Origin of the sequence: Nonomuraea sp. NPDC049269, from assembly GCF_043197155.1 — a bacterium.
Taxonomy (GTDB): domain Bacteria; phylum Actinomycetota; class Actinomycetes; order Streptosporangiales; family Streptosporangiaceae; genus Nonomuraea.
This window is the reverse complement of sequence record NZ_JBICSO010000010.1, coordinates 267,182-282,521: the sequence shown is the minus strand read 5'-3', so window position 1 is coordinate 282,521 and position 15,340 is coordinate 267,182. Positions and strand designations below refer to the sequence as shown.

General features: G+C 73.0%; 10 protein-coding genes. 2 read left to right on the top strand and 8 right to left on the bottom strand.

Annotated elements, in window-relative coordinates; all coding sequences use genetic code 11:
- Positions 1–177: 177 nt before the first annotated feature.
- Positions 178–462 carry an LLM class flavin-dependent oxidoreductase gene (locus ACGFNP_RS47590; RefSeq protein ID WP_358327255.1) on the bottom strand — a complete coding sequence of 95 codons (285 nt, stop codon included), beginning with the start codon at positions 460–462 and terminating at the stop codon, positions 178–180.
- Between the two features lie 169 nt (positions 463–631).
- Between ACGFNP_RS47590 and ACGFNP_RS47585 the strand changes: the two genes are divergently transcribed.
- A complete protein-coding gene (locus ACGFNP_RS47585) occupies positions 632–949 on the top strand; it encodes a DUF4158 domain-containing protein (protein WP_358327253.1) in 318 nt (105 codons plus the stop codon).
- A 246-nt stretch (positions 950–1,195) separates the two neighbouring features.
- Here the strand turns inward: ACGFNP_RS47585 and ACGFNP_RS47580 are convergent, their stop codons facing one another.
- The 6 genes from ACGFNP_RS47580 to ACGFNP_RS47555 all read right to left on the bottom strand — a co-directional run bounded on the left by ACGFNP_RS47580 (position 1,196) and on the right by ACGFNP_RS47555 (position 11,085).
- Complete coding sequence (locus tag ACGFNP_RS47580; protein ID WP_358327251.1) at positions 1,196–1,321, bottom strand: hypothetical protein; 126 nt, start codon at positions 1,319–1,321, stop codon at positions 1,196–1,198.
- 94 nt (positions 1,322–1,415) lie between these two features.
- Positions 1,416–2,513 (bottom strand): FAD-dependent monooxygenase, encoded by a 1,098-nt coding sequence (locus tag ACGFNP_RS47575; RefSeq protein ID WP_358327249.1) that lies wholly within the window; start codon positions 2,511–2,513, stop codon positions 1,416–1,418.
- Positions 2,510–4,237, bottom strand: coding sequence for a LodA/GoxA family CTQ-dependent oxidase (locus tag ACGFNP_RS47570; protein ID WP_358327247.1), 1,728 nt, complete (start codon positions 4,235–4,237; stop codon positions 2,510–2,512). The genes ACGFNP_RS47575 and ACGFNP_RS47570 overlap by 4 nt, the downstream gene beginning before the upstream one ends.
- A gap of 16 nt (positions 4,238–4,253) precedes the next feature.
- Positions 4,254–5,480 (bottom strand): ferritin-like protein, encoded by a 1,227-nt coding sequence (locus ACGFNP_RS47565; RefSeq protein ID WP_358327245.1) that lies wholly within the window; start codon positions 5,478–5,480, stop codon positions 4,254–4,256.
- Positions 5,477–7,729, bottom strand: a complete 2,253-nt coding sequence (locus ACGFNP_RS47560; RefSeq protein WP_358327243.1) for a hypothetical protein — start codon at positions 7,727–7,729, stop codon at positions 5,477–5,479. Before ACGFNP_RS47560 ends, ACGFNP_RS47565 begins: the two co-directional genes overlap by 4 nt.
- A complete protein-coding gene (locus ACGFNP_RS47555; RefSeq protein WP_393329672.1) occupies positions 7,726–11,085 on the bottom strand; it encodes a hypothetical protein in 3,360 nt (1,119 codons plus the stop codon). The genes ACGFNP_RS47560 and ACGFNP_RS47555 overlap by 4 nt, the downstream gene beginning before the upstream one ends.
- A gap of 212 nt (positions 11,086–11,297) precedes the next feature.
- Between ACGFNP_RS47555 and ACGFNP_RS47550 the strand changes: the two genes are divergently transcribed.
- Positions 11,298–14,156 (top strand): AAA family ATPase, encoded by a 2,859-nt coding sequence (locus ACGFNP_RS47550; RefSeq protein WP_393329670.1) that lies wholly within the window; start codon positions 11,298–11,300, stop codon positions 14,154–14,156.
- A gap of 144 nt (positions 14,157–14,300) precedes the next feature.
- On the opposite strand, the gene ACGFNP_RS47545 is transcribed toward ACGFNP_RS47550, so the two are convergent.
- The gene (locus tag ACGFNP_RS47545; protein WP_393329668.1) at positions 14,301–15,314 is read right to left on the bottom strand and encodes an alcohol dehydrogenase catalytic domain-containing protein; all 1,014 of its coding nucleotides are present in this window, start codon (positions 15,312–15,314) and stop codon (positions 14,301–14,303) included.
- Positions 15,315–15,340: the final 26 nt, after the last annotated feature.

The following is a 15,340-nucleotide window of genomic DNA, read 5'->3' as shown; positions in this document are numbered from 1 at the left end:
AGGAGGCGAGTGCTCGTTGAGGGACGCGATGGTTCCGCGCGCTGTTGGTCATGGCTGCGATACTTCGTCGCCAATGTCATCGGCCCGCGCGCATGATGTCACCGTCTCTCGACAAGCCCCTGATCTCGACCGGGACTCCGTGACAGTGGGTGTCGGCCGCAGCGCGGTACCGGAGTTTTAGGTCGGCGGCTTGCGGGCGACGATGCCCACTGTGTCGGCCACCCTGGCGGCGAGCGACAGGACCCGCTTGCCGAACGCCCCCACCCGGATCGGTGGGTGTGGCTGCTGCACGGGTTTGGGGAGGCCGTTGAGGGTGTGTACGGTGTAGTGCTCGCCCTTGAACTGGAAGGGCTCCGGTCCCCACAGGCCCTTGATCACCTGGACGGATTCCTCCAGGCGGCTGGCACGGACGTCGAGCGGATCCCGGCCCAGTCCGAAGAACAGCTCGTGCTCGACCTGCACGCGCCGGCGCCGATGCCGAGTTCCATACGCCCGTCGGAGAGCACGTCGATGGTGGCTGCGTCCTTGGGGGCCGGCCGGAATACGCCAGAAACGGGCCGCGTGGTGGTGAGAGGGGTTGATCGCTAAGGTAGGAGCGCTGCCAGCTCGGTGATCTTTCCGGGGGCTAGGGATGACGTCGATCGATCGGACGGCGTATCCCCGGTTTGCGCGGGTGATGTCGGCCCGCGAGTTGGCCGAGACCTTCACCCCCACTGATGATGAGGTGGACTGGGCCCGGGGCCGTACTCAGGACGAGCAGCATCTGCTGGCTCTGCTGGTGTGGTTGAAGTCCTACCAGCGGCTAGGTTACTTTCCGAAGCTGGATCAGGTGCCGTCGGCGGCGGCCGCGCACGTACGCGGCATGCTGGAGCTGCCGGAGTCGGTCGAACTGGAGCAGGCCGCAGAGCGGTCGGCCAAGCGGCACCGGCAGTTCGTGCGGCGGACCTGATCAATGTGGCGCTGGAGGAGTTGGGGTGCCGTTAACCAACGTGTCATAGGCCGCCAAACCTCGAAGATCCCTTGCCTGACCTTCTGTAATGCCGAAGGGCCCGGCGCGGATCTATGGGCATGGAACGTCCGCCGCTTGGCATGGATGAACTCATCGAGCACTGGACTGTGTTGAGCGATGAGGCTGGCCTGGTCAGTGCGAAGCAGGAAGGCACTCGTCTGGCCTTCGCGCTTTTGCTGGGGTACTTCACGCAGCACGGGCGCTTCCCGGGCTTCCGGCCGAGGTGGATCCCGCCTGCCTGCTGGTCATGCTGAGGGCCGCCGCCATGGCGACCACCACGCTGCCGAACGTCGTCGAAGGCGTCTGCGGCACGGATCCCAGTCTCCCGAGTTCCCCGAGCATTTCGCCGATCAGGTCGCGATCCTCGCCCGGCTCATCGGGCTCGACCCCGCCTGACCCCGCGGCGCTACCTGCCCGGCGCGCCCGCAACCGGCCGGGAGGCGGCCGAGCGTCTGTGCCAGAACGGGGCGTCCGGCCAGCGGGTCTCGACGCCGTAGTAGCCGCGGCGTTGCAGCAGGTAGGAGGTGTAGCGGGCGCGGGTCCGCCGTTCGTGGGCGGCAAGGGGGAGAGGGTCGCCGCCGAGGGCCGCGCGGACTCCGGCCGCCACCGCGAACCCCGAGCGCAGGGCAGTCACGACGCCGGCCGAGGAGAGGGGGTCCAGCGCGGTCGCGGCGTCCCCCGCCGCTGCCCAGCCAGCGCCGTACAGGCGTGTCAGGCAGTACGAGGCGGCCGGGACCGTACGCACGGCCGGCGGCGGGCCGGGACGGCCGAGCAGGCCGAAGACCTGCCGGGTGCGGCGCAGGAGGGCATGCCAGCCTGCCGGGGCGGCGGCCGACGAGCGCCGGATGACGTCGGGGTCGCTGAAGAACGCCGCGACGGTCCGCGCCGGGCCGAGCGCGGCGGCGTACCACCAGCCGTCCTCCGCCGATTCGAGCACGGTGTGCTGCGGCGTCCCCGGCATGCGGGGGACGTGCGCGTACGCGCACATCTGCCGGTCCGCCCGGAGCGGCGCGGCGAGCCGCCGGGCCAGCACGCCGGCCCGGCCCGAGGCGTCCACCGCGAAGCCCGCGCGCACTTCGCCGCCCGGCACCACCAGCCGCCAGCCGTCGCTGTCCCGCCGCGCCCCGGCCACCCGCGTCCCCTCCAGCACGACCGCCCCCGCCGACCGGGCCGCCGCGACGAGGCCCGCGTCGAGGACGTCGCGGTCGACCAGCCAGCCGCCGCCGAGCGGGTCGGTGAAGGCGTCCCGGCGGGCCAGGCCGGGCGCCCCCCACGCCGAGGCGACGCCCGGCGATGGCGGGTGCCCGTCCCGCTCGAACCGCTCCCACGCCCCCATCCGCCGCAGCAGCGGGCCGGCCTCCGCCGGGATCGACTCGACCATCCGGGGCCGCTCCCGGCGCTCCTCGCCGAGGAGGACCACGCCGACGCCGGCCGCCCGCAGCGCGACCGCCGCCGCGCATCCGGCCGGCCCGGCGCCGACCACCGCCACCTCGGCCCGGATCATCGGGCGCCCGGGGGTTCGTCGCGGGGCAGGGTCCGCTCGACCTCGACGAACAGGGGGTCGTCCGCGGTGCCCTTGTTGACCACGAAGCCGAGCCGGGACCAGAGGGTGACCATGTCCAGGTCGTCGGCGAACCCGACGTAGTCGTCGGCGTTCTGGTCCCCGTCCGTACCCACCCAGGGCACCTGCCGCAGTCCGTCCTTGTCCTCGACGTACACGAAATCGGGCCGCTGCACCGGCCACCACCAGACGAACCGATCGCCGACCTGCTGCTGGGAGCACTCGTTGAAGTCGGCCTGCCAGGGCAGCGCCATGTACTTGGACAGGTCGCCGGGCTCCAGCCCGAGGCTCGGGTCGCCGCCGAGCGAGAGCGGCGGCCGCACGCCGGTCTTGCGGCGGATCCGGAACGGCTCGGCGTAAATGTCGGGGTTCCGGCAGATCCAGGTCATCTCGATGCCCGGGGAGAACGCCCCGCCGACGCATGCCGACAGCGCGACCCGGTCCCGCAGCTCGCCGGGGGACGGCTCGGGCGCGCCCTTGACCGTGAAGTTCCCCGCCGCCCACTGCTGCAGGAAGAAGAACTGCGTCCTGGTCAGGGTGAGGTAGCGGGACGCGAGCGGGCCCGGCTCGAAGCAGTTGTCCCCGCACAGGAACGGCATCAGCGGCAACCCGCCGTCGGGCGAGGCGAACAGGTCGGATCTGTCGGGCGGCCGGATGAGGTCGAGGTAGAAGCGGCGCAGCCCGTTGAAGACGGGGGAAGGGTCGCCGAGCTTGTCGAAGTCGGGATCGTGTGGGTGGGACGGGATCGCGACGACCCACCGGTAGTGGTGCGCCCGCGAAAGGATCGGCTTGATGTCAGCCTCCCAGTCGGGCAGGTGGTCGCGCTGCCAGAGTCCGTCGTGGAAGATCTCCGGCCGCAGGCCCAGCTTCCGCACCGCCACGTCGAAGATCGTGTCGTGGAGCGTGACGAGGTTGGTCAGCTCGGGGGCGAACCGGGGCGGGGCCGCGATCACCCACACGGACGCGTCCACGTCCACCGTCCGGCCGTCCCGCATGACGATTCGGGCCGTGACCGGGCCGTCGGCGGTGTCGTCCCACCACGAGTCGTTGTTGGCGTAGTCGTCCACGACCGGATCGGCGGCGGTGCTGCCCGAGGCGCCGTAGCCGCCGAGCACGATGAGCCGCCCTTCCTCATCGGTGCGCAACTCGCCGAGGCTGTCGACGGACCTCGGCCGGAGGTTCTCCGGCGGGAAGGTCATCGGGTAGCCGTCGGGGTTATCGGTCCGTGAGAAGGCGACCCTTTGACCGGGCTTCGTCAGCGTACGCGGCCCCGGATCGATGATCATCTTTTCCCGTTCGGCGGGATCGGTCACTCCGGCGTTGCGCAGCGGGTGGTCCGGTGCGTAACCCGACTCGCCGGCGTTGACGATGAACTCGTACCAGATCGCCTTCTTGTTGGCGAGATGGACGGTCCACTCGATCCGCTCGACGCCGTCCCGCCCGGGACGTACCGGGCGGCCGGGGTCGGTCTCGTCGCGATAGGAGTAGACCTCGAACCGCTCGCCCTGCCGGCGCAGCCGCCCCTCACCGTCCCGGAAGTCGGCGGGGGTGAATGTGCCGCCGCCGGGCAGGATCGGCAGGCTGCCGGGCCGCTCCGGGGCGAGGTAGAACTCGGGGCTGTCGCCGACCCGGACGACGCCGATGGCCGGATGGATGCGATAGGACATTGCTGCGGTCTCCCTGTCATCCGTGCAGCGGGCTGAACGCGGCATCTGCGGCGACGGCGGCGGCCAGCGTCCGGTGGGCGATGCCGATGTTGTGGCGCCAGAGCAGGCGGTAGTCGCCGCCCAGGGATGCGGGCGGCCGGGCGAGCAGGTCGGTGGCCTCGGCCACGATCTCCGCCGCCTCGCGGAAGCGGTACACGAACGCGGGCCCGGCGTTCGGCCCCAGCGCGGGGTCGGCGGCCGGGTTCAGCGGAGTCCGCAACAGCAGGGTCGCCAGGGCGGGCAGGGCCGCCTGCATGACGGGAAAGGCCGTCTGGAAGAACGGGCGGGGCGCGGTCGTCTTGCCGAACGCCTCGCCGAGCGCGGTCAGCACCAGTGTGTAGCAGTTGTCGAACAGGTGGGACAGACGGCGGAAGTCGCCGTCGAGGGCGGCGTCGGACGGGTTCGGCTGCATCGGATGGATAGGCGGCAGGCCGACCTCGCCATCGGCGATCCGCTGGAAGCGGCGGTAATGGGAGAGCTCCCAGGGGACGCCGATGATCGGCCCATAGGTGCCGTCAAGCCGGTCGCCGTAGTGGTCGTAGCCGCCGTACGGCTCCTCGTACGGCGCCGGCGGCTGCTGGATCAGCGCCCCCTCGCCCTGCTGCATGATCTCCATGATCGCCGCCTTCGCCGTGGCGAGATCGTGGACGATGTGCAGCTGCCCGCCGCCCGTGCCGACGTAGGTGTCGTCCCGCTGGAACCCGGTGTCGTGCCCGAACACCTCCTTCTCGCCGTACTTCGCCACGCAGGCGACGAAGCCCTCCTCGATCGCCTTGTAGAACTGCCCGATAGTGTCGTACAGCTCGCCCTCGGCCGGCGCGTCCGGGCTCGGCTCCGGCTCCTCGATCCGCATGAACACGGTGCGCGCCAGTGCCGGCGAGAGCGGCTGAAGCTGGATGAACGGCCCGCCCGCGGCGTGGCCGAGCAGGTACGACGGGTAACTCGGCACATAGTCGGGCCGCAGCGAGGGGATGCGGCCGATCGCGTTCATCAGGTTGGCGACCTGCATCATGTGCAGCATTTCTTCGATCACCACGCCGCGGATGAGGCGGCACGCCTCCGAGGCGGGGTCGCTGACCGAGTAGAGGGCGCACAAGTACGGCGGGATCGTGGACAGCTCGATCCCCAGCGCGCTCTGGAGATGGTCGCCCAGCGCGGCGATGGTGTCGATCGGCCTGTGGATCAGGGGCAGGGGTGGGCTCATGACGCATCGTCCGTTCGTCGGGCCGGGAGGTCGTTCGCGGCGGGCCGCAGGACGGTGCCGGCGTCTTCCTCGGGGGCGTCGGGGGTGAGGAGCACGACGGCGGTGCCGCCGATGGCGGGGGTGCGCGGGTCGGCGGCCAGCACCAGGACGGCCTGCGGAGCGTCCACCCGCTCGGGCGCGGTGTAGACGCCGTTCCGGTCGATCGTGCCGACCTGCGGCAGGACGCTCCACGCGGCCGGGAACGGGTCGCCGGAAAGCGTCGCGGCGAAGGACAGCGTGCCGCCCGGCCCGAGCGGCGCCGGGGCGTACGGGGTGACTTGCACGGCGGCGGGCGTCGCCGGGAAGACGACGATCCGCGCCTCGCCGGTCCGGTCGCCGATCCGCGCGCTGATCGTCACCGGGGTCGGCTTGTCCAGCTTCCTGGGCGGCGTGTAGCTGCCGTTCGCGTCCAGCTTGCCGACGGCCGTGGAGAGGGACCAGGTGGCCTTGTCCGCGGACCCGGGCAGCGCGGCGGTGAAGGCCTCCGGCTGGGCGCCGGCCTGGAGGACCGAGATGATCGGCGAGATCCGGACGTCGGCGGGGGTCACCACGACCGCCGCGTACGCCTGCTGCCTGTCCGCGGCGGCGGTGACCACGACGACCTTGGACCCGGTCACGGCGGCCGGCGGCCTGTACCGGCCGGTCGCGTCGATCGTGCCGCCACCGCGCGGGACGGACCAGGTCACCGGCCGGTCGGCGGTGAACTGGAGCGTCTCGCCGGTCGCCACGGAGGCTACCGGGGGCGTCACGTCGAGGTCGGATGCCCGCAGGGTGCCGAACACGACCAGGTCTCCGGGCACGTGCGCGCTCTCCAGGCGGGACGTCTGCCGCCCGGGGAACAGCAGGTTGGTCACCGCGAACGCTCCGACGTGCGGGATCTCGAAGCCGACCAGCAGTTCGGCGAACAGGTCCCTGATCTGGCGGGCGATCCAGTCGCAGACGGTCTGCTCGATCTGCTTCCAGGGCAGGCCGAAGAGGTCGGCCAGCCAGTTCGAGTCCGAGGCCGAGAAGCTCACCGCGATCCCGCCCGCGGCGGCGAAGGAGATCATCCCGGTGACCGGGTCGACCGACGGCCGGTGCGCGACGGCCAGCTTCACCATCATCGTGGCCTGGCCGTCCTGGCAGATGAGAGTGGTCATGCTCCACGGCTGCGGCCAGTCGTGCTTCCACTCACCGGCGAGGCCGTCGGCGGCGGGGGCGAAGGAGATCCCCTTCAGGGTGACCATCACCGGCTCCGGTTTTCCGCACCACCCGGACTGCATGTTCCCGAGCTGCAGATCGAAACTGCAGGGCACGTGGACGCGCCCGTCCGTGACCGTCGCCGACCACAGGTCGGCGGCGTCGCCCGCCGCGGAGACGACGACCCCGGTGGCGTGTGGCGACAGGGCGTTCTCCAGGGCTTGCCGCAGGATCTGGCCGACCAGCACTCTGCCGGACACCAGCAGCGCCGTATCCATTCCGGCGGGCACCGGGTTGGCGAGGGGCAGCACCGTCTGGTTTCCGCCCTTCGGGTGGTAGGTGGTGGGCACGAACAGCAGCACCCGTCCGGCGTCGGCCGTGTCGCTCTGGTCCCGCTGCGTGGCCAGCTCGAAGTCACCCGCGGGGGTGAGGTCCGTCTTGTTGGGCGTGTAGTCGAGGGTGCCGAGCGCGTACCGGTACCCCGTGGCGTGATCGCGGAGGAAGCCGAGGAAGTAGGTGCCGAGGATGGTGCCCGCGGCGTCGGTCATGCCGAGGTCGGCGAAGAACTCCTTGCCGTCCTCGATCCGCAGGACGACGTGGGTCTGGCTCTCGACGTCGCCCCGCACCTTGCCGAGGGGGACGGTGCCGGTGACGGTGTACCCGTGCCCCTCGGTGATCCACTGGGTGGAGACAACGCTGGTGCTCGCGCCGTCGGCCACGACGACGCGGACGATCCCGGCGAGGACCGGGATCGTGAGCAGCGCCGCCTGCGGGTCCTTCTCGGGGTCGAACGCGATCAGCGGGCGGCCCAGCACGACGTCCTGGAACTCGACCGCGTAGTCGCCGATGACGGGCACGCTGCCGGTCAGGGGCGGGAGGTGGTCGCCGTTGGCGAGGTCCATGGCGAACTGGCGCTGGAACAGGTCGTTCACCTTGTGCGCGGCCAGGGCGTACACGACGTCCCAGCCCTGCGTCACGCCCCTGTCCCGCAGCCGCGCGAGGATGTCCGCGGCGGTCGGCCCCGTGGTCATGACTTCTCCAATACGTCGTAGTCGAAGTCCCCGAGGACGTCGAGGACGAGCTGCACCGCGAGCGAGCCGCCCTCGCTCGAGTCGACGACCTCCGGGATCAGCAGAGGCTGGCCGACCCAGGGGAGGGGGGCCATCACGGCCTCGAAGATGTCCACCGGGGTGGTGTCGGAGTCGTGGTCCTCAAGCTGGTAGGAGGCCCCGGCGACGCCGGAGCCGATCAGGGCGAGGCCCATCAGGCAGTCCATCACGGTGTTGGCGCGGAAGAGCTGGGACGAGTCCCTGTCGGAGATTTTTTTGAACAGCCCGCCGAAGTCGACAAGCGTGAAGGCCGCGTCGGTCAGGATGGGCACCCAGAAGCAGCCGTACGTCTCGTTGCTGAGCTGGGCGCCCCTGGTCGTCGACCGCCATTCGTCCGCGGTGGGCGCGAAGAGGCGCTGGACGACGGCGTTGGCGACGAAGTCGAACGCGTTCCAGCACACCGCCGCCTTGTCGCTGACCGCTACCTGCATGTTCGCGTAGTTGACCAGGTCAGTCACCGCGTCGACGCCCATCAGGACGCACGACATGGCGACCTGCGCGTCGGCGAGTCCCCGGTCCGTGGCAGACGCCCCCTGCGCGCTTGCCGTCACCCTCGGGTCGTACGGCCCGCGACCGGTGCGGAGCAGGCACGCGAGCGTGACCGGGGCGGCGTACGCGAGGCAGATCAGCCTGCCCAGCGTCATCTTGTCCGTACGGCCGTCCGGCCGCACCACGTTCTCCCAGAACCAGGTGAGCAGCGGATCGTCGGTCATCGGCGCGCCAAGGGCCGCGGAGAGCCCGCGCACGACCTCGGCGGCGAGGTCCAGCAGCGCGACCGCAGCCACGTCCACGCAGTCCAGGGCCAGGTCGATCAGATCGCGGAGCACTGTCAGCAGGTCGGCTGCCCGGGTGCGCCCGAGGGCGGCAGGGTCGCGGAACCAGGGCTCGCACAGCGCGGTCAGGTCGCGTACGGCCCTATCGCCGTCCCGCAGGAACCCGGAGTCCTCCACCGCCTTGATCAGCCGTTCCCCGAGGCTGTCGGACAGCCCCGGGACCTTCGGCAGCGGGTGGCCGGCGAGGCTGGTCATGACCTTCGAGAGCACGTACTCGTTCTGCGCCGTGCTGCCGGGCACGGCGGACATCGCGCCGACCGGCGGCTTGATCGCGGTCAGGCCGCGGCCGGCGGCGATCTCGGCGATGGTGCGGTCGCCCAGGGCGGCCACGGCCCGGTCGAGCCCCGCGTCCACCTCCGACTTCAGGTCCGCGAAGAAACGGCCGGCAGCCACCGCGGCCGAGTCCTCGAGCCAGGTGGAGACCTGCGACAGGCCGCCGGTCACGTACCCGTGGAAGGCGTCCATGGTGCGCCAGACCGAGTCCCAGTGCAGTTCGTCCTGCACCCAGTCCTTGAACCGGTGCCAGGCGGCGCCGATCGCGTCGAGCACGCCCCGCAGGAACGAGCCGAACTCGGCCGCGCCTTCGACGACCAGGCCCTTGGCGAGGGACCACACTCCCTCGGCGTACTCCAGCAGGGCCGAGGCGGTCTGCGTGTTCGGGTCCACGATGAAGTTGACGAGCTTGGCCGCGCCGGTCGAGATCGCGTGCCAGAGGTCGGCGAACCAGCTCCCCAGGCTCTCGGCGAACAGCTCGCCCGCCAGGTCCGAGTCACCCACGGCGAGCTCCACGGCGGCGGCCTCGCGGTGGAAGTCCGCCATCCTGGCTGCGACCGCCTCGCTGGTGTCGTACCGGACGAACCGGGGGGAGGCCTGGTCGCGCAGGTCCAGCTCGAACCCGCCCTCGGCGGGCTTCGCGTCCGTGCAGGCCCTCGCGATCTCCATGATCGCGCCCGCCGCTGCGTCCGCCAGTTCGGGGGTCGAGTCCGGGAGCAGGGGCTTGCCGCCCGCCCGCGCGCCGAGCAGTGTCTGCGCGCTCATCGGCGGGATCGTCGCGCGGCCCGTGAACACCGGCGCGCGACCGGCGAGCGCGTCGAGCAGGTAGCCGTGCGGGGTGATCGCGAGCGCCGCCGGGGCGCCGTCGGCGCGCGCGGTGAACGTGACGGGGTCCAGGCCCGTGGCGGGCTGGGTGAACTCGACCGCGCCGGTCTCGTCCGTGGTGAGGACGGCGGGCAGCGCCGGCCGCGCGACCGCGCCGCGCCCCGCGATCTCCAGCCCCACCAGCCGCGAGGGAGTCAGCTCCACCCGGACGCCCTGGCACGGCAGGCCGTTCGCGTCGGTGACGGTAAGGCGGGTCCGGTAGCGGGAGACGCGGGTCGGTGCGGCGGCGGACGCCGCGTGCACCGGGACCCGGGTCCACCGGCCGGCTGGCCCGTCCCGGCTGAGCAGGTCGAGACCGCCGTCCACCCGGGTGACGGCGACCACGCCGGAGCCTGCGGCGGGGGTGCGCACCTGGACCGCGTCGGTGTCCAGCGGGAAGATCGGCGCCCACTTCGGCGAGCCGTCCCCCGCCCAGGAGGTCTGCCGCAGCAGCCAGAGCCTGCCGTTCGGGTCGCATCCGTAGCAGCGCAGCAGCCCGTCGTCGCCGACCTCGGCCGAGCCTTGGACGACCACGCCCAGCGGGATCTGGGTCGGCGTGTCGCTGAAGCCGGCCGAGGTGTACAGGTTGTGCGCGGTGTCGGTGAACACCGCCATCGCGGAGTCGGCGTGCGCGTACGTGGCCAGCAGACGCGCGACGGGCGCCTTCACCTTGACCACCGCGGGATCGGCGGCCACCCGCCCCTCGACGCCGGGCCAGATCCGCAGCTCGCCCCCGGCCGCGCCGAACAGCACCCACGCGTCCGGGGAGGTGTACGCCAGCCGGGCCTCCCCGCCGAGGAGCCTGCCGCCAAGGTTCACCTCGACGGCGCCCCACTTCCCGCCGTCGGCCGTGCAGAGGACCAGGTCGCCCTTCGCGGTCACCCCGGTGACCGCGAATGCCCCGGTCAGCGGGATCTCCGAGACGCTCAGTCCGGCGCACGGCGGCAGATCCTGAGAGGCGGACCACTTGCCGCCGCGCCGGACGGCGTGCAGCAGGGCGGTGTCGGTGGCGTAGAACGCGTGCACGAGTCCGTCCCCGTCCACCAGCGACACGATCTCCGAGGCGTCCGCTCCGCGCGGCAACGGGCGCAGCGTGCGGCCCGGCGAGGAGTCCGCCGGGTCCCGTAGCTCCACGGCCCCGGCGCCCGGGGTGATGGCGAGCAGCAGCGTGTTCCCGTCGGCGTCGATCGCGACGGACATGTGGTTGGGCGCCTCCGGGGCGACGCTGACCTGTTCGATCAGCAGCACGTCGGCGGACAGCCGCGAGTCCGCGGCGACGCGCAGGGGAGGGGTGTGGTCGATCGGCATGGGCTGCTCCAGAAAGAGGTCTCGGATGCGGCGGCGGGGTGTGGTGGGCGGCGCTCGGCGGGGGGTGTCAGCGCAGTCTCATGCCGCGGCGGCGCGGCCCGCGTCAGGGTGCCGACCCTGACATTTGCCGCCTGCCCTCCGCGGGCTGATCTGGATGCCGCGGGGTGATCTGAATCTGTTCACCGCGGCAGGGGCCGACATACGGTGGGTGCGTGGCGGAGCGGGTCGGCGAGGGGTCCCTGCTGGAACGTGGCAAAGAGGTCGCCGCGCTGCGGGCGGCGATGGAGGACGCCCGCGCCGGCCGCGGCTCTCTGGTGGTGGTACAGGGGCCGCCGGGTGTGGGGAAGACCAGGCTGTGCGCGGCGGCCGCCGAGTGCGGCCGGGCGGCCGGGCTGCGGGTGCTGGAAGGGCGGGGCCGGGAGCTGGAGCGCGAGATCGCGCTGGGCGTCGCGCTCGAACTGCTCACACCGCCGGTCACCGCCGCGACGCCAGCAGAGCGCGCCCGGCTGGTGCACGGCATGGCCGCGCCGGCCGCCCCGCTGTTCCCCGGCCTCCTGCCCGGGGCGGAGTCCGCCGCGCGCCTTGAGGCGGACGTCATGCTGTTCGGGTTGTGCTGGCTGGCCGCGAACCTCACCAGGTGGGATATGTCCGGCATGGAGGTCCAGCCCATGCTGGTCGCCGTGGACGACGCCCAGTGGGCGGACGAGTCGTCCGTGCGTTTCCTGGCCATGCTGGCCGACCGGGCCAGCAGGCTGCCTCTCTCCATGGTGGTCGCGGTGCGCGACGGCGAGGGCGAGACCGACGTGTCCGCGCTGCGCGCGCTGTCTGCCCGGCCGCCGCACCGCCTGCTGGCTCCCGAGCCGTTGTCCGCCGCGGCGGTCGACCGGCTGGTGGCCGAGGCGGCGCCGGGCGCGGCTGCCGGCCTTGCCGCCGCGGTGGCCCACGCCAGCGGTGGAAACCCGTTCCTCGTCGGCGAGCTGCTGCGATACCTCCAGGGTGGCGGTACGGTGCCGGCGGCGGACGCGGTCGCGGGCATGGTGCCCGACACGGTGATCCGCTCGGTGCTGGCGCGGCTTGCCCGGCTGCCCAAAGGCGCGGGCCGGCTCGCCGCCTCGACGGCCGTGCTCGGCGACGGCACCCCGCTGCGCCGGGCCGCCGCGCACGCCGGCCTGGAGCTGCCGGCTGCCGAGCTCGCCGCCGACGCCCTCGCCGGGGCGCACCTGCTCCGCCCCGGCGACCCGCTGGCGTTCGCGCACCCCCTCGTCGCCGCGGCCGTGCACGCCGACCTGCCTGCCTTCGCCCGCGCCCGCGCCCACCGCAGCGCTGCCGACCTGCTCGCCGCGGACGGCGAAGGGGTCGAGAAGGTCGCCGGGCATCTCCTGGCCGCCCGGCCCGAAGGCGACCCCGCCGTGGCCGGCGTGCTGCGCGAGGCGGCGCGCCGCGCGCTGCGCCGGGGGGACCCGGCCGCCGCCATCCGCCTGCTGCGCCGCGCCTTACCCGACGAAGCGCCCGGCGAGCGGCGCAGCGAGCTTCTGCTCGAGCTGGCACGCGCGCAGGTGATCGCCGGCGATGTCGCGGGGCACGCCTCGGTCACCGAAGCCCTCGCCCTGCTCGACGGCGCGCCGCCGGACGTCAGGAGCAAGGCGCTGAACCTGCTCGCGCAGATCAGGCACGCCCGCGGCGACTTCTCCGGCGCTGCGAAAGAGCACGACGCGGCGCTCGGCCTGCTGGAGCCGGGCAGCGCGAAATGGCAGGACGCGCTGGCCGGCTATTTGATGGTCGCCACGTTCCACCCGCCGCTGCGCGGCGACGGCGAGCGGCGGATCGCCCCGGTGCTCAGGGAGGCCCGTCTCGGCCGGCCGCCCGACCGGCCTGGCCTGCTGGCCCACGTGGCCCTCAGGCTCGCGCTCGCCGGAGACCCGGTGCCCGAAGTGCGGCGGACGGCCGCGCTCGCGCTCGCCCGGGACCCGCTGGTGGGCACGGGCGGCCACGGCGCGCTGCTCGGGGTGGTCGTGCACAGCCTCGTCATCGTCGGCGAGCTCGCCGACGCCGAGGCCGCGGCCGACGCCGCCCTGTCCGCCGCCGCCGGCCGTGGAGACGTGCTCGCCTACGCCAGCGCGAGCTTCCACCGCGCGCTCGCCCGTTACCATCAGGGAGGTCTCACGGCGGCGCTGGCCGACGTCGAGGCAGCCCGGGTGCCGTACGCCGAGGGCTGGATCTCGGCCGGGGGCTGGATCGGTTTCCTGCTCGCCCGGCTGCATCTCGAACAGGGCGACGCCGCCGCCGCGGAGGAGGCGCTCCACCTGGCTGACCGGCGCCCGCCCGATGGCATGGACATGGCCTTGGTCCTCGACTCCCGTGCCCGGCTGGCCCTGCTGCGCGGCGAGCCCGCGGTGGCGCTCGACACCGCCCGCGCCGCCGGCCGGCAGCTCCAGCAGATCTACGAGATCGACCATCCCGGCCTGCTGCCGTGGCGTACCACCGCCGCCCTCGCCGCGCACCACCTCGGCGACCACCGCACCGCCCAAGGCCTCGCCGGCCAGGAGGTCGACCGCGCCCGCGCCGTCGGCGTGCCGCAGGCCGTCGGCGCCGCGCTCCGCGTCGCCGGCCTGGTCGCCCGGCCCCGCCCCGACATCGACCTGCTCGCTGAGGCGGCCCGCACGCTGCAGCAGACCCCGGCGGCGCTCGAACAGGCCCGCGCCCTCGTCGACCTCGGCGCGGCGCTGCGCCGCGCCGGCCGGCGGAACGACTGCCTGCAGCCGCTCCGCCAGGGGCTGGAGCTCGCCGACCGCATGCGTGCCCGCCCACTCGCCGAGCGCGCCCGCGCCGAGTTACACGCCGCCGGCGTGCGGCCGCGCAGGGCCGCGGTGGCCGGCATCGAGGCGCTGACCCCGGCGGAGCGCCGAGTCGCCCTCCTCGCCCTGCACGGGCACAGCAACGGGCAGATCGCGCAGGCCCTGTTCGTCACCATCAAGACCGTGGAGACCCATCTGGCGCGCGCCTACCGCAAGCTCGCGATCAGCAACCGCCGCCAGCTTCAGCAAGCCTTCGGCGCCGCCGCCGCCCGGTGACACCGGGGGTGCTGAGCTGTGGCCAAGGCCCGCCTTCAGTCGCGTCACCGGCTCCCCGGCGCCGAAGCTCACGACAGTCCCATACCCGGTGCTGTGGACCGCCGGAGTGTTCGTACCGCTCATGCGTGAACTGCGTATCACTCACTACCAATGGGACCGGCCGTTCGTCGCGGACTCCACGGCCATCACCCAGACCTTCGGCCTCAAGCCCCAGCCCATCGACGACGCGCTGCGCGAAGCGGCACAGCTCGTGGGGGGCTGACGGCTTGCCCACGCTGCGCCTGTGTGACGCATCCCGCGCCGATCCGCGGTCTTCTCCGTCGTGCGGCGGTGGAGGGCCTCACGCTGTCCCGGGGCGGCAAGCCCGTCCGAGCTCGAGCATGGCTCGATATAGGGCGGTGGGTGCCGGGGCGGGGGCAGGGAAGAGTGCGCCGCTGAAGGGGGATCCGCGCCGTCGAGTGCCGCCGTCGCGCCGAAGTCCAGCGCGGCGCGCCGAGCGCCTTGCCGTAGATCGGTCGCCACCGTGCCGGCTGCCCCGGCGTGGCGGGCCAGCGCGATGACGCACAGTCCGACGCCGCCCGCGCCGATGACAAGCACGCGTTCGCCGCTTGTCAGGCGCGCGGCGCGGTGTACGGCTCCGTATGCGGTCAGGCCCGCGCAGCCGAGTACCGCGGCGTCGGCGAGCGGCCATGCCGATGGCCAGTCGTGGGGCAGGGGGAAGACGGCGGTCGAGGGCAGCACGACGTGTCTGGCCAGGCCGCCGACTCCGGAGGCGCGCAATGATGCGCCGTCGGGGAACCGGTACCGGTGAGTGCCGTCGAAGCGCAGACCGTCGCGCTGCATCGCCGATCGGAAGGCTGCGCAGTCGTCGTCCGCGCCGGCGGCGCACGCGGCGCATTTGCCGCAGGGGACCAGGAAGGAGCAGACGACTCGATCGCCCGGCCGTACTCGGCCGACCGATGGGCCGGTCTCGGCGATGGTGCCGGACAGCTCGTGCCCGAACACACAGGGCGGGGCGACCGTGCCGTGTCCCCGCAGCTTGTGCACGTCGCTGTGGCATGCTCCGCAGGCCGCCACCTCCAGCAGGACTTCGCCTTCCTGTGGTGCGGCCACCTCCACGGGACGGATCTTCAGCCCGGGGTCGACCCCTTCGAACACTGCCGCGACTGTGGGCCTCCACCCGC